Annotated in this window: 19 protein-coding genes; 9 read left to right on the top strand and 10 right to left on the bottom strand. The window is 56.1% G+C overall.

Annotation, left to right across the window (positions count from 1 at the left end; all coding sequences use genetic code 11):
* Nucleotides 1-29 precede the first annotated feature (29 nt).
* Genes HY962_05930 through miaB form a run of 5 tightly spaced genes read right to left on the bottom strand, consistent with a single transcriptional unit; the run spans nucleotide 30 to nucleotide 5,318 of the window.
* Nucleotides 30-1,496: a glycosyltransferase gene (locus HY962_05930; protein MBI5646452.1), complete on the bottom strand. Its 1,467-nt coding sequence runs from the start codon at nucleotides 1,494-1,496 to the stop codon at nucleotides 30-32.
* A 47-nt stretch (nucleotides 1,497-1,543) separates the two neighbouring features.
* Complete coding sequence (locus HY962_05925) at nucleotides 1,544-2,062, bottom strand: hypothetical protein (GenBank protein MBI5646451.1); 519 nt, start codon at nucleotides 2,060-2,062, stop codon at nucleotides 1,544-1,546.
* A complete protein-coding gene (locus tag HY962_05920; protein MBI5646450.1) occupies nucleotides 2,059-3,192 on the bottom strand; it encodes a sigma-54-dependent Fis family transcriptional regulator in 1,134 nt (377 codons plus the stop codon). Before HY962_05920 ends, HY962_05925 begins: the two co-directional genes overlap by 4 nt.
* Before the next feature lie 35 nt (nucleotides 3,193-3,227).
* Complete coding sequence (locus tag HY962_05915) at nucleotides 3,228-3,908, bottom strand: SPOR domain-containing protein (GenBank protein ID MBI5646449.1); 681 nt, start codon at nucleotides 3,906-3,908, stop codon at nucleotides 3,228-3,230.
* A gap of 36 nt (nucleotides 3,909-3,944) precedes the next feature.
* Nucleotides 3,945-5,318: a tRNA (N6-isopentenyl adenosine(37)-C2)-methylthiotransferase MiaB gene (miaB, locus tag HY962_05910; GenBank protein ID MBI5646448.1), complete on the bottom strand. Its 1,374-nt coding sequence runs from the start codon at nucleotides 5,316-5,318 to the stop codon at nucleotides 3,945-3,947.
* 85 nt (nucleotides 5,319-5,403) lie between these two features.
* On the opposite strand from miaB, the gene HY962_05905 reads away from it, so the two are divergent.
* Nucleotides 5,404-5,712, top strand: coding sequence for an MTH1187 family thiamine-binding protein (locus tag HY962_05905; GenBank protein ID MBI5646447.1), 309 nt, complete (start codon nucleotides 5,404-5,406; stop codon nucleotides 5,710-5,712).
* A 38-nt stretch (nucleotides 5,713-5,750) separates the two neighbouring features.
* Here HY962_05905 and HY962_05900 read toward each other — a convergent pair whose 3' ends face one another.
* Nucleotides 5,751-6,212: a hypothetical protein gene (locus HY962_05900; GenBank protein MBI5646446.1), complete on the bottom strand. Its 462-nt coding sequence runs from the start codon at nucleotides 6,210-6,212 to the stop codon at nucleotides 5,751-5,753.
* A 94-nt stretch (nucleotides 6,213-6,306) separates the two neighbouring features.
* The gene (locus HY962_05895; protein ID MBI5646445.1) at nucleotides 6,307-6,828 is read right to left on the bottom strand and encodes an Rrf2 family transcriptional regulator; all 522 of its coding nucleotides are present in this window, start codon (nucleotides 6,826-6,828) and stop codon (nucleotides 6,307-6,309) included.
* A gap of 256 nt (nucleotides 6,829-7,084) precedes the next feature.
* On the opposite strand from HY962_05895, the gene HY962_05890 reads away from it, so the two are divergent.
* From HY962_05890 to ispG, 6 genes are all read left to right on the top strand, one after another.
* Complete coding sequence (locus HY962_05890; GenBank protein MBI5646444.1) at nucleotides 7,085-8,764, top strand: B12-binding domain-containing protein; 1,680 nt, start codon at nucleotides 7,085-7,087, stop codon at nucleotides 8,762-8,764.
* 23 nt (nucleotides 8,765-8,787) lie between these two features.
* The gene (locus HY962_05885; protein MBI5646443.1) at nucleotides 8,788-10,173 is read left to right on the top strand and encodes an LCP family protein; all 1,386 of its coding nucleotides are present in this window, start codon (nucleotides 8,788-8,790) and stop codon (nucleotides 10,171-10,173) included.
* An 87-nt stretch (nucleotides 10,174-10,260) separates the two neighbouring features.
* A complete protein-coding gene (gene gap, locus HY962_05880; protein MBI5646442.1) occupies nucleotides 10,261-11,250 on the top strand; it encodes a type I glyceraldehyde-3-phosphate dehydrogenase in 990 nt (329 codons plus the stop codon).
* Nucleotides 11,251-11,280: 30 nt separating this feature from the next.
* Nucleotides 11,281-12,480, top strand: a complete 1,200-nt coding sequence (locus tag HY962_05875) for a phosphoglycerate kinase (GenBank protein ID MBI5646441.1) — start codon at nucleotides 11,281-11,283, stop codon at nucleotides 12,478-12,480.
* Nucleotides 12,481-12,769: 289 nt separating this feature from the next.
* Nucleotides 12,770-13,639, top strand: a complete 870-nt coding sequence (locus tag HY962_05870; protein ID MBI5646440.1) for a rhomboid family intramembrane serine protease — start codon at nucleotides 12,770-12,772, stop codon at nucleotides 13,637-13,639.
* 70 nt (nucleotides 13,640-13,709) lie between these two features.
* Complete coding sequence (gene ispG / locus HY962_05865; GenBank protein MBI5646439.1) at nucleotides 13,710-14,843, top strand: flavodoxin-dependent (E)-4-hydroxy-3-methylbut-2-enyl-diphosphate synthase; 1,134 nt, start codon at nucleotides 13,710-13,712, stop codon at nucleotides 14,841-14,843.
* Nucleotides 14,844-14,959: 116 nt separating this feature from the next.
* On the opposite strand, the gene HY962_05860 is transcribed toward ispG, so the two are convergent.
* Nucleotides 14,960-17,281 (bottom strand): carbohydrate binding family 9 domain-containing protein, encoded by a 2,322-nt coding sequence (locus tag HY962_05860; GenBank protein ID MBI5646438.1) that lies wholly within the window; start codon nucleotides 17,279-17,281, stop codon nucleotides 14,960-14,962.
* A 284-nt stretch (nucleotides 17,282-17,565) separates the two neighbouring features.
* Here HY962_05860 and HY962_05855 point away from each other — a divergent pair, with 284 nt between their 5' ends.
* Complete coding sequence (locus HY962_05855) at nucleotides 17,566-19,524, top strand: S9 family peptidase (GenBank protein MBI5646437.1); 1,959 nt, start codon at nucleotides 17,566-17,568, stop codon at nucleotides 19,522-19,524.
* Between the two features lie 134 nt (nucleotides 19,525-19,658).
* Here the strand turns inward: HY962_05855 and HY962_05850 are convergent, their stop codons facing one another.
* The gene (locus HY962_05850; protein MBI5646436.1) at nucleotides 19,659-20,306 is read right to left on the bottom strand and encodes a zinc ribbon domain-containing protein; all 648 of its coding nucleotides are present in this window, start codon (nucleotides 20,304-20,306) and stop codon (nucleotides 19,659-19,661) included.
* A gap of 11 nt (nucleotides 20,307-20,317) precedes the next feature.
* The gene (locus HY962_05845) at nucleotides 20,318-21,190 is read right to left on the bottom strand and encodes a hypothetical protein (GenBank protein MBI5646435.1); all 873 of its coding nucleotides are present in this window, start codon (nucleotides 21,188-21,190) and stop codon (nucleotides 20,318-20,320) included.
* A 254-nt stretch (nucleotides 21,191-21,444) separates the two neighbouring features.
* On the opposite strand from HY962_05845, the gene HY962_05840 reads away from it, so the two are divergent.
* The gene (locus HY962_05840; protein MBI5646434.1) at nucleotides 21,445-21,879 is read left to right on the top strand and encodes a hypothetical protein; all 435 of its coding nucleotides are present in this window, start codon (nucleotides 21,445-21,447) and stop codon (nucleotides 21,877-21,879) included.
* Nucleotides 21,880-21,891 lie beyond the last annotated feature (12 nt).

Below are 21,891 nucleotides of genomic sequence, written 5' to 3'. Positions count from 1 at the left end.
ATCGTGGCCCCGGGACGGAGAAAAAAATCTCAGGCGTGTCGTGCCTGAATCGCGTGACGGACGGACATCATTCCGACCAGTCCGAAACCGAGGAAGAACAGTACCTGGAACGGGATTGCAGCGATTTCAAGGAAATAGAACGAGGCAGCCACCCCGATAAAACAGTACAGGGCGAGAAACAACTCGAAGAGTACGGAGAAGGTGATCTTCCGCTTGGCCGCAGTGTATTTTTTATTCTTCCAGCTATCGTCGCCGGTTTCGATCTTATACTTCGGCGTGCGGACGAACGCGCTCTTCTTATTAAACAGTCCTTCGAGCACTGCGCGTGTGTTATTGACCGCGAAACCCATGCTCCCAGCCATGAACAAGGGGAAGAGGAAAATCCGTTTCTTCCAATCGGCGTGGACATCCTTCTGCGAATACAAGTAGAACAGGAAGGAGCTGACAAAGGCCAGCACAAACACCGACATAAATGCGAAGAATGTGTCGTGTGTACCACTCTGTTTGATAAAGATGAGTGGCACGTTGAGAATACCCGTCAGAAGAATAAACGGGAAGACCAGGTTGTTCGTCAGATGCATTGTCGACTGCAGCTTGACACGGAATGGAAGGCGTGACTTCCAAACAAGAGGAAGAATTTTTTTTGAGGTCTCTATCGCGCCCTTGGTCCACCGAAACTGCTGCGACTTGAGAGCGTTGATCTCCGACGGAAGCTCGGCGGGCGAGGTCACATCATTGAGGAAAACAAATTTCCAGCCCTTCAGTTGCGCACGGTAACTCAGATCGAGATCCTCCGTCAAGGTGTCGTCCTGCCAGTTGCCCGCATCCTCAATACACGACCTCCGCCATATGCCGGCAGTACCGTTGAAATTGATGAAGAAGCCGGCCTTGTTTCGGACCTGCTGCTCGATCACAAAATGGCCGTCGAGTGCGATGGCTTGCGCACGCGTCAGGTACGAGTACTCTGTGTTGAGATGTTCCCAGCGGGTCTGAACCATGCCGATGCGGTTGCCAACGAAATGCTGGAGGGTCTCCTGCAGAAAGTTCGACCTGGGGACAAAGTCGGCATCGAAGATGGCGATAAACTCGCCCTTCGCGAGCGTCAGGCCGTACCTGAGCGCCCCTGCCTTGTAACCGGCCCTGTCACTGCGTCGAACCTGGGAGATGTCGAATCCCAGCTCCTGCTTTCGCTGCACTGCTTCTGCAACGACCGACACTGTCTCATCCGTTGAATCGTCAAGCACCTGGATTTCGAGCTTGTCTTTCGGGTAATCCAGATTGCACACGGCGTCGATCAATCGTTCGACGACGTACAGTTCATTGAACACCGGAAGCTGAACGGTCACCACTGGGTATTCGTCACCCAGCAGCGCTCTCTTCTCGGGTCGCCTGTCCCTGTTCTTGAAATAGTAGTAGACCATCACGAAACCGTGTGAGCCGAACAGGGCGAGGACGGTAAGTGAGAAGAGATATGCACCCAGTATCACATTTTCCATAATTGTGGTTCACACCTCAACATGAGTGAGTGAAAAAGAACACTAATTTACCACGCGGAGATCGTTTCCAGCAAGATGTCATCTGTAAGTTTCTCGATTGCTTGCTGGAGGCCGGCGTCGCGGGCGGCGGTTCCGCCAGACGGAGCGTAGTCCGCCGATGCGCTGAAAGTCTTCTTCCAGGCCTGTTTTTTTTGAACGTTGTCGTGAAGGACAACCGTTGCGCGTATCACAAGCTGGTTCCGGGCTGCTTGTGATCCCTGCGAAACGGCGATAGGTTGATCCGCTTCGATCGAGGTGATGACACCGCTCAATTCCACGCTTGCCGCGCCTTTATCTCTCAATCGCAACGTGTTATCACGCTGAAATTTTGCGATGAGCATGTTCGTGACGGACTCTCTGAGCGCGGCGTATCCGTAGCCGCTCTCGTCGTCGAATAACGGGATTGCAATCGAAGTCCAGTGTTGTGGGACGGAGGCACCGGTAAACGAGTAACAGCCGATCAGGGAGGCGACGCTTACCGCGAAGCAAAAATACATGGAAATCCTGAAAGCAACTAGCTTTTTCATCCGAGACCATGTTCCTTGATTTTTCGGTACAGGGTCCGTTCACTGATCTTCAGAGACCGAGCGGCGAGCCTCCTGCTCCCGTCAAACCGCGCGAGAACACGCTGCAGGACTTCGCGCTCGATCTCCTCGAGCGAAAGCTCATCCAATGAAACGCCGCCCGTTCCGGCCGTCGTGTCCTCAGCGGAAGGGAGTGCAAGCTGCGAATGGGCCTGTCCTTGCTCCACGAGCCGCTTGAGATCCTCGATCTGCAGCCACAGTCCGCGCAACAACCCGATAATCATTTCACGTTCCGCTTGTTCCGGTGACTTTCCCAGTGAGACAGGAAGAGCGCGGTCATGTTCATACAGATCATGAGAGGGAAGGTATTTCGAGATCACCGTTGCATCAACGACGTGGCCGTGCTCGAGTATCGCGATGCTCTCGAGTGTGTTCTTCAACTCCCGGATGTTTCCGGGCCAGGAATGCCGCATCAGGGCGTCCATGGCGTCGTCGGTGAGCATGATGCGATTGGCGGGCGCGGCATGCTGTGCATCATTGAGAAGCATGTCCACAAACAGCTTTATGTCGGAACGCCTGTTGCGCAACGGCGGTATACGAATATTCACCGATCGCAACCGATAATACAGATCCTGACGGAAATGTTTGGCACGCACTTCCTGTTCGAGATCCTTATTGGTGGCGGCGATCACACGCACGTCGGTCCGCCGCTGTTCAGCCGACCCGACTCGCATGAACTCGCCGTTTTCCAGTACACGCAGCAACTTCACCTGCGTGGTGATAGGTGTATCGCCAATCTCGTCAAGGAAAATTGTGCCGCCATCCGCGAGTTCGAAATACCCCTTGCGGGTTTCTATCGCCCCGGTAAAAGACCCCTTTTCGTGTCCGAATAATTCACTTTCAAGTATTCCCTCGGGAATGGCGCCACAATTCACCGCGATAAATTTCCGATCGGCGCGCTTGCTTCCGCCATGTATCGCATGCGCAAGAACTTCCTTTCCCGTGCCGCTCTCGCCGGTCAGCAACACCGTGATATCGGTGGGAGCGACCTGCATCACGGTATCGATGATTTCCCGCATCTCCAAAGACCGGCCGATGATTCCGAAACGCGCTTGAAACGCCGCGCGATCCATGCTTTCGCTGAATGATTCCTTCTGTTCAAATCCGTTCACGGCTGCTGGCTCCGCACAATTATCCCTTCGATGTCCAACCGTTGTTTCAGTTTACGCGCGAGATTTCGTGCTGCGTCCGCATGTGAAAATCTGCCGATCCACACGGCGGACATGCGCACTGCGCCAACTGTTTTTTCAACCACACGGGCGTCGAATCCCTTCTTCGTCATCATCTCCATCAGGTCTTCCGCCTGTTCTCTATGCCTGAAAGCACCCACTTGGACCGAGAATTCCGTCGTAACCACCGTGCCGACGGCGGCGCTGCCTTGGGAGGCGTTTTTGGTTTCCGTCACGGTGGCATAGGGAGAGGAAGGATAATCGACTCGCAGGCGGGCAAGCCATTCATCGGCCACAGTGTAGGCTCCTATGGCCGAGCTGAACTGGAACAGGCGCCAGAGCGCGTCATCGGCCCACTCGCTTTTGGGGTACTTGTTTGCAACTGTGCGGTAATACACCACAGCCGAGTCGCCGTTCGATTCCGCGAGCCCCTGTAAGTACACGAATCCTGCATCGTCCCGGTACCGCGCATCGACAGACTCGAGCTGTGCTTTCAATTCCGTGACGCGTCCTTCCTGTGCGGTCTGATGGAGCGCACGGAGTTGCGGCACGCTCTGCGCCCAGCCGGCAAGTGGCGAGAGAATCACGAGAAACACACAGTATGAATCAAGAATGCGCACCTTTGCACCGCGCGGTGATGTTCCAGAAGTGAGAGATCAGGCGGCGATCTCGAGACCGTGACGCAGAACAGTCCCGAAGAGAGTGGCGGAAGTAGCACCGTCCACCCGCACCGAAATGTAATCGCCCGGTTCATATCCCGCCGCCGGGAAGATGACCGTTTTATTTGTGTCGGTGCGGCCCATCCATTCAGCGTCGGAACGTTTGCTGCGGCCTTCCACAAGTACAACCTGTGTACTACCGACCAGTGCCACGTTTCGCTGATACGACGCGTGCCGCTGCAGCTCGATGATCTCTTCCAGCCGTCGACCTTTGATCTCTTCCGGGATGTCGTCACCCATTTTCCACGCCTTGGTGTTTTCTCGCGCGGAATACTTGAACGTGAAGGCGCTATCGTACTGGATCTTCCGCATCATTTCAAGCGTGGCTCGATGGTCGTCTTCCGTCTCCGTGGGGAAACCGGTGATGATATCCGTCGAGAGTGCAACGCCGGGGATCGTCTCCCGGATCTTACCTATGCGGTCGAGGTAATCCGCCGCGGAATAATTGCGGTTCATCAGCTCGAGGATACGGTCCGATCCTGATTGCAGCGGCAGATGAATGTAGCTGCAGATATTGTCGTAAGCGGCGATGGCTGCAATCAGCTTGTCGGACATGTCCTGCGGATGCGAGGTAGTAAAACGCACACGCAACGATGGATCAACGCCGGCAGCCGCGACGAGCAAATCGGCGAAGTCGTTCCCCTCGTCGAGATAGGAATTGACATTTTGCCCGAGTAGGGTCACTTCCTTGAAACCGCGTGCCACCAGAATTTCTATTTCGTGAACGATGTTTGCCATCGATCGGCTGCGTTCACGGCCGCGTGTAAACGGCACCACACAGAACGTGCAGAACTTGTCGCAGCCGCGCATGACCGAGATCCAGGCGCTGATTCCCTCGGTGCGCAACGGCTCGATATCATCGTAGGTCTCGCTGCGTGATAGCTGGATCTGAATTCCCTTTTCGCCAAGAAGGGCGCCATCAATGAGGGCCGGGAGCTTCCGATACTCATCGGGACCGCAGACAACATCCACGAGCTTCGATTCTTCGAGCAGATGCGTGCGCAACCGTTCCGCCATACAACCCAATACGCCGACAACCAGATGCGGTCTGCGTTTTTTCAAATGCTCGAAATTCGACAGGCGACCATAAATGCGCTGTTCGGCATGATCACGTATCGCACATGTATTCAGAAAAATCGCATCAGCGCTCTCAATATTGCTCTCGACTTCGTATCCTTCGCGATGCAGGATGCCGTTGATGATCTCCGTGTCTGCCACGTTCATCTGGCAACCGTAAGTCTCGATGTAGATTTTCCTTCGTTGGACGACCTTCTCTGCCATGTTGTCAGCTTCGCTCTGCCTTTTTTGCATAACTAATAAAAATAGGGGCAATTCCTGTGAGATGCAACACAGTAAGAAAAGTACGAAATTCCACACGCACCAACTGGAGATGGATATGATACTCTGCGAGCTCACAATTTTTCCGACCGACAAAGGCGAAAGCGTCAGTAATTACGTGGCGCGCTGTATCGATATCATCGACCGTAGCGGTCTCCCATATCAATTGACACCAATGGGCACAATCCTCGAGGGTCAGTGGACCGACGTGATGGATGTTGTCCATCGTTGTTTCGAGTCACTTGCGGCGGACTGCAGGCGGATCAACGTCTCGATGAAGGTCGATTATCGAGCCGGAGATGCAAGCCGTATGACGAGCAAAACGGAAAGGATCAGGGAACTGCTCGGCCGGACAATTTCAGTGTAGGGGTCCTGCTTCGTCTCAGTCAAGATGGTGCGGAGAGATCAGACCCAGTAGTCATGAAACCGTTCATGCAGGGCGAGATCGGTAAGCAGCTTCGTCTTCACGCCAAAGAGCACCCTCGATGCGTACACCATCAGAGCCGAGGTATCCCTGTCCGCGCAGCGGCTCGCCTTGTCCTCGCAAGAATCCACAAGCAACGCCGTTTGTTTTTCGAGAACTGTTAACAGCGCGAAGGGTGCGGCGTCGAGGGCATCTTGCGGGCTGCGCATGGGCTCGCGGGAGATTGTGCCACGCGTGCTTTCGGTTTCATCATCCACGGCCTCGCGTCGCGATTCGAGTCGACGGTGAAGGGCGAGCACGTCCTCCCGCAAGGCTAGGTACTGATACCGCAACGTCCCATGACGAAGCACACCGACGAGGGTGTCGAGCGTCGTGAGGATGCGGCGGATGTCGCGGGACACAACAACCGTGATCTCGCGTGCGTCGAGTTCGTCCGTAAGCATGTGCACTCCTTCGGCGGGCAACGCCGAAAATGTGCGGAAACCGGCAGGATGTGCCCCGCGTACACACGCGCGGGCACTCCCGTTGAGTCGGGAATTAGCGGCGCTTTTTCGCTGCGGGCTTGGCCTTCGCCGTTGTCTTTTTTGCCGGCTTGAGCAGTTTATTTTTCTCGATGACAGCCCCACTACCGAGCAGAACAGGCCTGTATTTATTAGGAAGATCGTTCGAGAGCTTCATGATGCTCTTTTTCGCGACAAGATCGCGGATCTCCTCGCGAATGCGTTTCCACTGGTCGTGGAACGGGCACGGATTCTCGTTATTACAGGGATCGAAACCCGCGAGACACATATCGAAGTCCATCGGACCGTCGATCACTTCGACGAGCTGTGCAACGGTCGAGGTCGCGCCCTTCTCAGAAAGGCTGAAACCGCCACGCGGGCCTTTGACCGAATTCAAGAAACCGTACCGGCTGAGCGACTGCAGAATTTTACTGAGAAAGGAAGCAGGAAGATCGAGCGCCATCGCAATATCACGAACCAGGATATTGCTTTCCGTGTGGTTCGCCGCGATGAAAAGCATGGCCTGGATAGAATATTGCGCCGTCTTGGAGTACAGCATTGTTTGCTCCTCTCAGTTATGGAATAGAAGAGTATGAAACCTTATAGGGCGAATCTACGCTGTTTGCAAAGCTTTGTCAAGCGAAATATTCCCCCGCCATCCCCGTGACGACATACAGCGGCTGGCGGGAGTGCATCGCTGGCGAGTCCCTCGCGATTCGAAAGATTTGTATATTGAGGGCTATGAAAATCGGATATCGGCAGAGATGAACGGGCAAAAGCAGCGAGCGTGCACGTACGATCCTCTCGCGGAGTTGATGAAACACTTCTCGACGACGACGGAACGTGTGGTGGAAGCCATCGCCGACACTGCGCCTGTTGATGAACGACTGCAGCGCCGCATCGTGGACGGCGACGCAATCGGCCTGCAAACCGATCTCGACGAGGCCCTGCGCCAGTATCCCGCGATCGACATCATCAACACCATTCTGCTTGGCGGAATGAAGATCGTCGGCGAATTGTTCGGTTCGGGTCAAATGCAGCTTCCCTTTGTGCTGCAGTCCGCCGAGACCATGAAGGCGGCAGTGGCATATCTCGAACAATTCATGGACAAAGTCGACGGCATACACAAAGGCACGCTGGTACTCGCAACCGTGAAAGGCGACGTCCACGACATCGGGAAAAATCTCGTGGACATCATCCTGAGCAACAACGGGTACAAAGTGATCAACCTCGGCATCAAGGTGCCCGTCGAGACGATGCTGAACGCGGTGGAGGAACACAAGGCAGACGCCATCGGGATGAGCGGACTGCTGGTTAAATCCACGGTGATCATGAAAGAGAACCTGGAACTTATGCGCCACAGGGGCATGCAGATTCCTGTTGTTCTCGGCGGAGCCGCGTTGACACGGCGCTTTGTGGAGCAGGATCTCCGGGCCGTGTACGACGGGGATGTCGCGTACGCCAACGATGCATTCGACGGTCTCGCTTTTATGGAAAGGGTCATTTCGGGTGAATCCGCCGCGACGCAGCCGCGAGTACATCAGGAGGCGGTTCTGTCGGGCACCGAAGCAAAAGTCGCGGAGGCCTCGGTCCATGCTCAGGATGTGCGGCGCGAATCGTTCGTGCGACGCGATGTTCAGGTGCCTGTTCCCCCGTTCTTCGGTTCACGGGTCGTGCGAGACATTTCATTGGACCACGTCTTCGAATTTATTAATGAAGTGGCGTTGATCCGGGGCCAGTGGCAGGTACGCCGGGGCGCACTCACGGAATCCGACTACGAGGCGCTTCTGCAGAAGGAAATTCGTCCGGCACTCGAACGGGTCAAAGACCAGGCGCGAAAAGATGCCGTGCTGGAGCCGGCCCTCGTGTATGGGTATTTCCCCTGCTGGTCGGAAGGCAACGATCTCGTTGTAGGCAGGCCAATTGATACGGACGAATCCGGTTTGCACACCACATGGCTCAAGACAGTGTATGCGCGTGATGAACTCGTTGAATGGCAGCGTTTCCAATTCCCTCGGCAGACGTCCGACAGGCATCTTTGTATTGCGGATTACTTCACGCCCGGTGAAAGTGGAAACACGGATGTGTGCGCATTCCATCTCGTCACCATGGGGTCTCATGCCAGCGAGTACACCGCCCGACTTTTTGCGGACGGTAAATTCCAGGAATACCTCTACATGCATGGGCTGACCGTCGAATGCGCCGAAGCCCTTGCGGAATTCTGGCATAAGGAGATCCGGCGCGAACTCGGGATCGGACATCAGGATGCCGAGTCGATCCGGCGCCTATTCTCGCAGGGGTATCAGGGATCGCGCTATTCCTTCGGCTATCCGGCGTGCCCCAATTTGGAAGACCAGAAACAGCTCTTTGCTCTCCTGAAACCGGAGCGCATCGACGTCACGCTTACTGACGAGTGGCAGCTTGTTCCCGAGCAAAGCACAAGCGCCCTCATCGTGCATCATCCCGATGCACGGTACTTTACAATCAAAGACTGAGACAATCGCGGGATATTCTCACCATGCAAAACCAGGCAGGCCGTTCGTCAGAGGGCAACCCCGAGAAGAGCACAAAACGGCGCCCCTTTTTCCGATTCATGAAGAAAGCGTTTCTGTGGTCGCTTGGCATTCTTCTTCTCTGGTGGCTGCTGTCTGCAGTCATCCCCGGTCTGCCTACACCGGCACGAGCGGGTATTGCGTTGCTCGGGCTCATGAAGGACGTGACCGACGATGTGTATGTCTCTGCGAACAAAGAGCATCTGGAGCAAGCCGCTCGCGACGTTATGAGTGAGGCCGAGGAGACCAGCACAGAGCCGGATGCAGCGACCTCCGACTCGCAGCGCAGTTCCGCGGACAGGCAACGGCGCCTGCCCGCCGTGCCCGCACAGGAGGACTCCGCGCTGCGCACGACGCTGAAAGCTATCTCGAGCGCGCCGTTGATACGGGGTCGCATCATCAACATCCTCCTTGTCGGTGTCGATTCACGCATTGGCAGCCGGAGCGCGCGCGCGGATGCGATTCACCTCTTCACCGTCAATCCGGATTCCGCGGTGGTTGAAATCACATCCATTCCGCGGGACATGTACGTCGATCTCGGATACCCCGACACCACATCCTTCAACATTATCGCCAATGCGCGCGCCGCGGGGTACCCCGGCTTCCTTCGGCGCGTCGAGGAAATTGCGAAGCGTGGTCCGATCAAATACTACGCGGAAGTGGGTTTCAGTCAGGCGATGGGCGTGCTTGAAATGCTCGGGTACAAGGATCCGGTCAGCACACTCAAATTTTTGCGCACCCGCAAGGGACTTGCGGCCGGTGATGTTCAACGGTCGCATAATCAAGCAGTTTTTCTTCGTCAAAGCCTGATGTCGAAATTCGGGCTCTTCACAGGGGCCACGGGTGATCTTATCCTCGCCGCCGGTCTCAATTTTGTCGCGACGAACATGTCGAAGGACTTTTGCCAGGGCCTCGTGTACGCAATGGATCAGCGCGGATTCCCGACGCACAGAATTGACGCAGTCCGCCTTCGTATGCCTCCGACATACAAGATACGGCTCAAGGACATGGCGGTCGATTCCGCCACCATCGCGCGGACAGTAGCGAGGAACAGGCAATACGAAGAGGAAGATGTCCCGCGCATCGATGTGACGCGCCACCTGCGCCGCGTCACACGCGAGGCGATCGCCGACAGCAACAGGCCCGGGCAGGTTATTTTCAAACTCAACAGGATCGCCGAGCAGCACGCGTGGATACAGATTCGTGATCAACGCGCGAGGGTCGGCATTCGCGATACACTGCTCACGCTACTCGAAAGAGCGTACCGGAAGGTCGGTAAGACGGCGGAGGCCGATCATGTTGTCGATTTGCGGCGGTCGGAGGATGTGCTCATCCAAACCAAACTGCCCTGATTCCTGTTTGGGCCTCTACCGCGGGCACCGTAATTTTCGCATCTGCAAACATAACCACGCATCACTCACATACCGGGTTCTAACGCCATGGCAATCAAGGTTGGCATCAACGGATTCGGCCGCATAGGCCGTCTGGTATTCCGCCGCGCATTGGAAGTAGGCGGTTTCGATTTCGTTTCCATCAATGACCTGACGGATGCGAAAACACTCGCGCATCTCCTGAAATACGATTCCGTGCACGGCAAATTCAAGGGGGAAGTGTCCGTCGATGGAGACGACCTCATCATCAACGGAGACCGTTTAAAAATCACCGCCGAACGCGATCCGGCTAATCTGCATTGGCAGGGTGTCGATGTCGTGATCGAGTCGACCGGCATTTTCACGAAGCGCGATCAGATTGCGCAGCACTTGACAAACGGCGCGCGCAAAGTTGTCCTGACAGTCCCGGCAAAGGACGAGATCGACGCAACCGTGGTGCTCGGCGTCAACGACTCCGTGCTCACTGGCGGCGAGAAGATCATCAGCAATGCCTCGTGCACAACCAACTGCCTCGCGCCGCTGGTCAAGGTGTTGAACGACAGCTTCGGCCTCGAGAAGGGACTTATGACCACCGTGCACAGCTACACGAACGACCAACGTCTTCTCGATCTTCCACACAAGGACCTGCGCCGCGCCCGCGCCGCAGCCACGAACATCATTCCCACCACAACCGGCGCGGCGCGAACAGTGGGAAAGGTGATCCCCGAACTGAAGGGCAAGCTCGACGGTTTCGCTCTCCGCGTCCCGACCGCTGATGGATCGATCACGGATTTTGTTGCGGTGCTGAAGCGCGACACCTCGATTGAGGAAGTGAATGCCGCGATGAAGGTAGCAGCCGACGGCCCGATGAAAGGCATTCTCGAGTATTGCGACGAGCCCATCGTGTCGAGCGATATCATCGGCAATCCGCACTCATCCATCTTCGACGCGCTGTCGACAATGGTGTCGGGGAATCTCGTGAAGGTCGTCTCGTGGTACGACAACGAATTCGGATATTCCTGCCGTGTTGTTGATCTGGTGAAAAAAGTCGCCGGCTGATCCCACTTCACATCCAAGCGCACGCGAATCATGAACAAACTCACGATCAATGACGTCGACCTCACCGGGAAGAGATGCCTGGTGCGTGTCGACTTCAACGTACCGCTCGACGAGGCGCTTGCCATCACCGACGATACACGCATTGTCGCTTCACTGCCAACGATCAATGCCCTGCTGTCAAAAGGCGCGTCGATCATACTGATGAGCCATCTCGGCCGTCCCAAGGGCAAACCCACACCAAAATACTCTCTGGCACCTGTCGCAAAGCGTCTGTCGGAACTTCTCGGGCGTGACATCGCATTTGCGCCCGACAGCGTCGGCGCGGAGACGGAATCGATGGCAGCGGCATTACACAGCGGCGAGATCCTTCTGCTTGAAAATCTGCGCTTTCATGCGGAGGAAGAATCCAACGATCCCGGCTTTGCCGCACAGCTCGCACGGCTCGGCGAAGTGTTTGTGAACGATGCGTTCGGCTCGGCACATCGCGCTCATGCCTCCACAGAGGGATTGACGCATCACCTGTCGTTATCCGTCGCAGGCCTGCTGATGGAGAAGGAAATTGAATATCTCGGTCAGGCGGTCGGAGTGCCCCGCCGACCCTACACAGCCATTCTCGGCGGTGCAAAAATCTCCGGTAAAATCGATGTGATTCAGAATCTGCTCGACAAGGTCGACAACCTCCTTATCGGCGGTGGCATGATGTTCACATTCTTCAAAGCTCAGGGGAGGGAAATCGGCACATCCCTCCTTGAAGCTGACAAGGTGGGACTCGCGGCAGAAATTCTACAGAAGGCATCGTCACAGGGCAAAAATCTCGTGCTCCCAATCGACACGATCGTGGCGGCAGAATTTGCGAACGACGCAGAAGCCCGGCCGGTACAGGTCGATGCGATGCCAGGCGACAAGATGGGTCTCGACATCGGTCCGGAGACGGTCAAACAGTTCAGCCGCATCATCGCCGGTTCACAGACCGTCGTCTGGAACGGTCCGATGGGTGTATTCGAGATGTCGAATTTTGCGGCTGGCACAAACGCCATCGCTCAAGCGCTCGCCGATGCGACACGGAACGGTGCGGTGACAGTGGTGGGCGGAGGCGACTCTGCCGCAGCCATCACGCAGGCAGGCCTTGATACCGCGGTGTCGCATGTCTCGACAGGAGGAGGCGCTTCTCTCGAATTCCTGGAAGGGAAAACACTTCCCGGTGTCGCCGCGCTGAACGACCGCATCTGATACACAAAAACTTTGACACATCTTCCGGGGACCTCAGTTTCGTGGGGTCCCCGGTTTCATTGTAACGCCTCTTCTCAGGGATAAAAAGTCGCGCGCAAGGTGCGGACAATCCCCTGTATGGGAAGCGGTTGACGACCTGCGTATCTTTGTTCGTCACCCCACCGGAACGAAGGTCGGTTCGCGGGTGTTCTCGTACATTGCAGAAGAGAGCGTAAAAAGAATGGCCTATCAACGATATGAACCTGGCGAGTATCGCCCTCAATTCGGGAGTTTTAGCTTTTTCCCTCCCGTGATCAAGTATTTGATCATCGCGAATCTGGGAGTCTTTCTCTTTGCCAATCTGATTTCCGGCGGTGTCCTGACCATCGCAGGAGAGCCGTTGTCGCGCTATTTCGCCGAGTATATGTTCCTCTGGCCGCTCGGCGAAGGATTTCTTCCCTGGCAGCTTATTTCGTACATGTTCATCCATCTGGACTTCTGGCACATCTTTATGAACATGCTGATGCTGTGGATGTTCGGCATGGAAGTCGAGAACACGTGGGGATCAAAAAAGTTCTTGCTGTTCTTTATCGCCTGCGGAATAGCAGGCGGGCTTTCCAACCTCCTCGTCGCCCCGTTGTTTTCTTCGCCGGGAGCCACGATCGGTGCGTCCGGCGGTGTGTACGGCGTCCTCGTAGCATTCGCGATGCTGTTTCCGAACAGATACGTGTACATCTATTTCTTCCTGCCACTCAAGGCGAAGTATCTCATTACCGGTCTCATCGCCATCGAGGTTTTTTACGGTGTCACAGGATCACGCGAAGGTGTCGCCCACATGGCGCATTTGGGTGGAGCCATACTCGGAGCGATCTGGGTTTTGCTCGACAATCGCGGAATGATCGATATGATGCTGCGCCGCGTCTCATCGCGAGGCAGGAGCACGGATCGGTACTCCAGTGCAGGCAGCGAGAGAATATATCAGGCGACAGTGCACCCCCTTACTCCTTCTTCCCGCACATCAAGCACAAGTGACACCGAGTTTGAGCGGTACCAGCACCTCATCGACGAGATATTGGACAAGATCGGCAAACAGGGCTACTCGGCCTTGACGGAAGAGGAAAAACGGCTCCTCCTCGACGCAAGCAAGAGGATACATCCGGACAAGGGCCAGAACGGCTGACGTCCTTCCGTCGCACAGACACCCGGACACGCACACACCATCAACATTTTCCTGAGAGCATGCTACATCCATGATAGAGATCCCCGTCCTACAAAATCCGCATGCACCCGTCTGGCAGGCGCCGCAGGTAAAGGCGGTCCGCCGCCGTACACGGCAGGTGTACGTGGGTGATATTCCCATCGGCGGAGACGCGCCCATCAGCGTCCAGACGATGACCAAGACAAAAACGAACGATATTGATGGAACGCTGCGACAGATCGATGAAGCGGCGGAGGCGGGCTGCGACATTGTGCGCATTACGGTGAACGATAAGGAAGCCGCCGCCTCCATGGCAGAGCTTGTTCGCAGATCTAAACTCCCCATCGTTGCCGACATCCATTTCAATCACATCTTCGCGCTCGAGTCGATCAAAGCCGGCGTGGCGAAGGTGCGCATCAACCCGGGCAACATCGGCTCGATTGAGCGCATCCATCAGGTTCTCGGAGCAGCGAAGGAACGAGGAACCCCGATACGCATCGGCGTCAATTCCGGTTCGCTCGAGGAGGACATCCTCGCGAAACACGGATATCCGACTGCGGAAGCTCTGTTTGAGAGCGCCATGCGTCATGCGTCGATCTGCGAGGAGTTCGGATTCCGTGACGTGATCATCTCCGTCAAATCCACCGATGTAAAACTGATGATCGAAGCTTACCGCACACTGGCGGAGCGCACCGATTACCCTCTGCATCTCGGTGTGACGGAAGCGGGAACTACCAGGGTGGGTACCATCAAATCTGCGGTCGGCATCGGAACGCTGCTTGCCGAGGGGATCGGCGACACCATCCGGGTCTCGCTCACCGACGAACCGTACAAAGAAGTCGAGGTGGGAAAAGAGATCCTTCGCTCGCTCGGGCTCGCACAGAGGTCAATTGAGATCATTGCATGTCCGACCTGCGGTCGCCTCGAAGTGGACCTGTTCAAAATCACAAATGAGCTGGAAGAGCGCCTTCGCGGTATCAAGAAGCCAGTGAAAATCGCCCTCCTCGGCTGTGTTGTCAACGGTCCGGGTGAAGCCAGTGAAGCCGACATCGGCATAGCCGCCGGCAAGGGTGTGGGCATCCTCTATCGCAAGGGGGAAGTGGTCCGACGATTGAAAGAGGAAGAGATCATCGATACCATCGTCGAGGAGGTGCTTGCCTTTGTTCCGGAGACTGCCGCGGAATAAATCGCACCACCACCGCCGTGCGGGCGATCAGCAGGTCACGAGCAGTCGCACTCCCGCACCAGTGGCGCGGCTGAACGAGCGTCGAGAGGAAATATGTTCAGCCGTAAGCTCGCGTCTTACACCTGAAAGAGGTACTGGAACTTCAGGAAGAATTGGCGGGAGTGTTGACCAAATTCCCACGGTCTTCTCATGTCGTCGGAGGGCGCAACCGCGGGCAATTCGAACAACCCGTGCGTGGATCCTATATAAAAGATCGAGAACGGATTGAGCCGATAGGTAAGCAGTGGTTCAACGGCGAGCGAGCGGGAGAAGTCGTTGTACTCCACAACGAGGCGCAAAAACAGCTCGCGTGTAAACTGATAACTGACGCGTGTCCGCAGGATATAGCCACGGAAAATGTTGGCGTTGGTTTTCGGATGGTTCAGCTCCTGAAACGAGTATTCCGGTTCGATCTTTACATTCTGCATCGGTTTGATAGAGGCCCAGAGTGACACTTCCGTGCCGCGGCCCAATACGGGCACCGCGAGCGATCGCGCGATCGTCCGGCCGTACATCACGAAGAATCCGGCGCGCACCGGTTCGCTGAAATTGCTGTTCACGCGGATGGATCCGCGGCGGATACCGTTCAACTGCGTGTTCCGGAACAACTCGTCGCTGGTCAGCCATCCGAGTGTGAGATTCGTCATGCCTTTCATCTGTATCGACAGTTCGGGCATGATCCACTCGTCTTTGATGATGCCGCCCGTGTTCCACACGCGGCCCACGCTGAGATTCGGAGTGATCCGATCAATGAATCCCGATGCAGGATAGAAGGTGTACCCATTCCAGACATTGATTTGGCGGCGCGCAGCCTGTGTCACAAATCCTGTTGATGCGCGGAACAGCGGAGATGTTTCGGAGACGCTCCACTCCCACGACCATGCTTCCGCTTCCCGTTCCACACTGAAGCGGTAGGCATGCCCGAGGAATTTCTCCCCGTCAAAGCGCGTCGAGTGACGCCCTTCATCCAGAAGAATCGCATCGATACCCGTGCCTGCAGTTATTTCTGGAGCGACGGCCTCGGCGGTGCGGCTGAGCAACGCCTGGGCGCGGATCTTGTAGTGAGTGAGGAAGCGCACCATACCGTCGATGCCCGCCAAACTCCCGCTTCCGATTTTCTCATACCTTCTGTCGGCAAGCAGGAGACCGACAAACGAATCCTCGAGGAACGAGTGTTTTGCACGCAGTATCGATACGGTGCTGGCACCCACATTTTGCAGGATGGCGCTCTGTTCTTCGAAAGGCAGGATCACCGGCGACGTCTCATCATACGCCCCGAGGTACTGAATTCCGGTGCGGCCGAATCGAGATGTGAACTTGGCAGCGACGAGCGGATTATTTATCGAGCGCGTATACACCGCCGTAATGGGTGTACGCAGCAGGTCGCTCCCTTCCTGGAAAAACGGGCGGCGTTCATCATAGTACAGGGCAAAGGTCGTATTAATGTCGATCTGCGAAGGATCCGATTCGACCTGGCTGTAGTCGGGATTCACTGCGGCTTCAGCGGACGTGGACGAGCTGAACGTGTAGCGCAGGCCGAGAGATGGTTCTCCCTTGATGTCGTCATGCGACAGGCGTGTGTTCTTGTTCTCGTCAGCCACGAGGGCAGACGATTGTCTGGCAACAAAGGCCGGCAAGAGTTCGAGATTGCTGCCGGGCACCACTCCCGCGATCCCGGCAAATGTGCCCGCCTGACATAACTCGCATGGATCATTGCGGCGGTAGGAAGCCCAGGAGTAAGTACTCCGGCTTTCGCGCGGATGCGTGATCCAAAACGTCCCTCTCCACTCCTGCACCACGCGTTCCGGAAACCGGAGGGAGGCAAAAGGTACAGCCATCTCTATTTCATACCCATCGTCGGTGATACGCCCGGCAGACGAGTATACGAGGTCAAAACTCACCTCCTCTCCGGAACTCGAGGAGAGTCGCGTTTCGCCCTGAATCCCCAGCGGATTTGCCGCGATGAAATATCCCCAGGTAGCGTCGCCGTACGTGTACAGGATGATGCCGCAGTAATCGTCGTTCCAGATTTCATCACGGTCGCAGAGACTCGCCCGCACCTTGCGCGGATCGTCCCGAATCTGGAATGCGATATACAAGTTGTCGTCATCATACATCAGACGCGCGCGGATGCCGATCGGGGGTTGTGTCCTCTCACCCGGATAGGTCTCGGAAAAATTCTCCGCCACCGCCGCGTTGCTCCACGCCGATTCATCGATACGGCCGTCGACCACAATGCGCGAGGATGTGCGTACGGCGTTCAGGATCGGTTTCTCGTTCGGGCTGAAGACCGGGACGTCATTCGACGCTCCCGCCTGTGAAAAAAGTGCCGCAGGTGCAATGGAGCTTATTGTCACACACAGGCAACACAGGAAGAGGATGCGGGAGAATGGTGCCATGCACGAATCGTCACTACTAAAGGAACAAGGACTGGAAACGGACAATCTCATTCATACGCAGTGGTACGCCGTAGGTTGCATCGGGTTTCCCGGAACGGATGTGGAGCGCAAAGCGCGAAGCGGCTATATTTGGGATGCGCCGTCTTCCCGTACCAAGGACTGGGGCGCACAATGTCGAATTCACTTCGGAGCCAGTTCAAATGCGTAATCGCAGTTGTCGGTACATACTCGCAACCCTCCTCCTTGTCCTTGCAACCGCGTCTGTTACTTCAGCGCAGGACCGCATGACACCGGAGCTGCTTTGGTCCTTGAAACGTGTGAACGATCCCCAGATATCACCCGACGGCAAGTGGGTGCTTTTCTCAATGAACAGCCCGAACATCACCGAGAATCGGGGTAGCACGGATCTGTACCTTGTTCCTGTCGCAGGCGGAGAGCCACGACAGTTGACAACATCAAAAGCGGCGGACTACAGCGGCCGCTGGTCGCCTGATGGCAAACGGATCGCATTTCTTTCGACACGCGACGGAGCGCCGCAGATCTATGTTATTGATCCCAGCGGGGGCGAAGCGAACAAAATCACCAATGTGGAACAGGGAGTTGATAATCTGGCGTGGTCGCCGGACGCGTCGATGTTCAGTTACACATCGGATGTAAAAGTCGGCCGCACGCTCGCGGAGAAATACCCCGATCTCGCGAAAGCAAATGCACGCGTCTACACGCAGCTTCCCGTACGGCATTGGGATACCTGGGAGGACGAATATGCAAGCCACCTTTTTGTGGTGAAGGCCGATGGTACCGGGGCGCGAGATCTCATGCAGGACGAAAAATGGGAAACTCCGCTAAAGCCCTTCGGAGGAGGTAGCGAGATCGCATGGTCCCCGGACAGCAAAGAGATCGCCTACACGTCGAAAAAAGTCAACGATTTTGCTGAGAGTACCAATTCCGACATCTATCTCGTTTCCGTCGCCGGAGGCCCGGCGCGCAACATCACGCAGGGTATGAATGGTTTTGACAAGGATCCGCACTACTCGCCGGACGGCAAGTGGATAGCCTTTCATTCGATGGAACGAGCCGGCCATGAAGCCGACCGGAATCGTTTGATGCTGTACGACCGTGTGTCGGGAAAAATTCTGGAACTCTCGAAAAGTCTGGACCAGTGGGTCGGCACAACGGTCTGGGCTCCAGATTCAAAGTCAATCTACTTCTCCGCCGAAGACAAGGCCACGGTGCAGGTCTATCAGATGCAGGTGGCTGACGGATCGTGGAAGATACTGACCAAGGGCTGGTATAATCATGATGCGGGTCTGGACATTTCGGGGGACGGAAAATTCCTCGTCTACGGTCGGCGCAATTACAACAGGCCGACGGAGCTTTACGTTCATCCGTTGAAGAGCGGTGAAGCACGGCAACTTACCGATGTCAACGGCGCGGCGTTTGCCCGGATAGCGCCCGCAAAAATCGAGGAGAAGTGGATAAGCAGTTCCGACGGAAAGAAGGTGCAATGCTGGGTGGTGCTTCCTCCCGACTTTAATCCGGCAAAGAAATACCCGATGATCACCTATTGCCAGGGCGGGCCGCAGTCGACCGTGAGCCAGTTCTTCAGCTACGCATGGAACTTCCTGCTGCTCGCATCACAGGGCTACGTTGTCTGCGCTCCGAACAGACGCGGACTCCCCGGCTTCGGTCAGGAGTGGAACGATGCGATCAGCACCGACTGGGGGGGCATGCCCATGCAGGACATTCTCGCTGCGCATGACGCAATGCTGAAGGAACCGTATATCGATGCAAAACGGTGCACAGCGATCGGCGCAAGCGCTGGCGGCTACGCGGTGTTCTGGCTCGCGGGCAACCATCAAAAGCGTTTCAGCGCGTTTGTGTCTCATTGCGGCGTTTTCAATCTCGAGAGCATGTACGGTGCGACGGAAGAGTTGTGGTTCACCAATTGGGAAAACGGCGGCCCGTACTGGGATCCGAAAGCGCGCCCGAACTACGACAAACACTCCCCTCACCGGTATTCACAGAACTGGGACACACCCATCCTGATCGTCACCGGAGAAAAAGATTTTCGGGTCCCGTACTCTCAAAGCCTGGAGGCGTTCACTGTCGCCCAGACAAAACACATCCCGTCAACGCTTTTGATTTACCCGAATGAGAATCACTGGGTGTTAAAGCCACAGGAGCAGATACTCTGGTTCAGGGAATTTTTCAGCTTCCTCGACACGCACTGTCCGGCGCGTTAATCAACGTTCCGATCATACAAACACAGGCGATCCGCAATTACCGCGGATCGCCTGTGTCGTATCAGGCCTGACCGGGAGTGCAGACAGAGTGCCGCGGGCACGAGGTGTGCTCGAGCCGAGAACGCATCAAGTTTTCAGGCGCCGGTTTTTTCTCCGCAGTCACCACAAAACTTTGCACCGGGCACCAGTTTTGCTCCGCAATTTGTACAGTGCGCAGCCTGAAGCCGCTCACCACATTCAGGGCAGAATTTGACGTTTTGCGCGAGGGGCGCACTACATTTGGGGCATGTCGCCCTGATTCCCTCGCGCCAGACTTCCGTGCCGAGTTTCTTGTCCTCTTCGGCCATGGCCGCATGAGCCCAGATCTCCTCGCGCGACTTGGATGCCTGCGCGGCTGCCATCTCAACGCCGAGATCCGGCGAACAATTCTTGCAGAGTCCCTTTTTCTCGCTCCAGCATCTCTCGCGGCATACCCACGCGTTACAATGCGGGCATTGAATAAATTCCGGCGTCACCTCTTCGACAGCCTTCTCGAAAGCACCATCGTGGGCCTTTTCCCAGGCCGCGTCGCGGACCCGGTCGCCCACACGCGCAGCGGAACCGAAAATGCCGCCGAAAAGACCGCTGGCGGTGTCGAGTATCCCCGAGACTGCACTGGTCATGGATTGCTGAAAGCGGGTACGATGACCAGTTCCGCAGCGGTCACAAAAGAACTCGAATTGGAACCCCTGTCCCGTGCTGAGATCGCTGTAATTGCGGACGAAACGAATGGTGTCGGACATGCGGCCTCCTCTCAAAGCGGCTTTTGCGCCTGGGGTCCCGGAGCGGTGGCATCCGGACGGCCCTTCGGCTGTTTCGAGTAATCCAGTTCGGAGCCGAACATGGAATGCGGAATGAGAAATACCACAAGCGTTACAACTGCGGCCGCAACGGAATACCAGCGCCTGCCAGGATGTGTAAACCGGTAGCCACGGTTCCAGACCGCAAGTACCGCAATCAGCCAGGCGAGAAACGAAATTGCGGTCTTGTTGTCTGTGAGGTCCATACCGAACGGGAAGCCGGTCCAGTATTCACCAAACGCAAATTTCTGGACGATGGGACCAAATACAAGTCCGCCCAACACCATTAGGCCGAGCGTCCAGAGCGCATAGCCCCGCACTTCTCCCTCGCTGAATATTGCTTCCATTGCGGTGCGGACCGAGAAGAGCATGGCTAAAAAGATGAGCACGATATGAGGCAGCAATGCCCACGCGGGCACATCGCCTTTGAAGCGTGTGACAACCGACCCCCCTGCGGCGGGTACAAACGCGCGCTCCGATCCCGTGTACAGCTCAACAGTGTATTCGAGTTTCCCCGCGGGAGGTTGATTCGGCAGATACCCGACAAGGCGATCCCCTTCTCGTGTCATGGGCACTCCGGTCCACGGATCCGAAGTCTTGTAGCGTCTATACAGAAGGCGTCCGGCGATATGTGCGTTGGGGACGACCAACGCGACCTCCTGATCATCCTCACCGCCGTGAGAACGTGCAAGCTTGTATTCAATGGTGGTCCCGGCGAAGGTCGTGGTCCCGGAAATCGGATAGGTCGGTCCGGTAACACGCTGATAATATGCTGATGCCAGCGTCACCAGGAGGGCAATGATCCACAGGACAGTCTTTCGCAACATGGGGGGCCTCTGCGTTGGAGATAATGAAGGTAAATAATATCGTCATCCCCGAATCCAATGCCAAGACTGGGGCGATCCCGGAAAGAAAACGCAGGACATATCGGCATATTGGAGATTGAAACATCTTTTTTTCCAGACCATGAAACGAAACACCACGTTAAAGTGTTAGCAAGAAACACACCCTCTTGTCACATACACGTGCGTATCGCACGCCTCAGTCTGGGAACTATGACATGACATTCGATGATGTCTTGATGATTGCCATAACTCACGAGGTTCGGTCGCAGGGACTGTACCGGCACCTGCGAAACGTCGTGACTGTCCCGGAGGTGCAGGCATACCTGCAGCGGCTTGAGGAAGAAGAGCGGGATCACGAACGGCGCCTCTACGCCTTCCGCGCTTCGGCAGATTATAACGGTGCAGCCGAAGTGGGTCTGCCGCACATCGGTGACGAGGTGCTACACTCACACGCAGTGTATGTGACACTCGACAAGGGGGCAACGCCCGGAGACGTGCTGAAGCTGGCAATGCAGCGAGAAGAACGAGCGGTCATGCTGTTCCAACGCTTGTCCGCATTGAGCACGGATGCAAAGACACGGGAGTTTTTTGATGAGTTGGCGGCGGAAGAGGTTGGGCATCAGGAGACTGTGCAGAGACTCTTCGGAGATGAGAGCGAGCAGTCCGCATAACCGCCGTGAGTT

Source organism: Ignavibacteriota bacterium, from assembly GCA_016218045.1.
In the GTDB taxonomy this organism is placed as follows: Bacteria; Bacteroidota; Ignavibacteria; order SZUA-365; family SZUA-365; genus JACRFB01.
The sequence above is the reverse complement of the archived record's forward strand: the minus strand, read 5'-3'. Positions and strand labels throughout refer to the sequence as shown.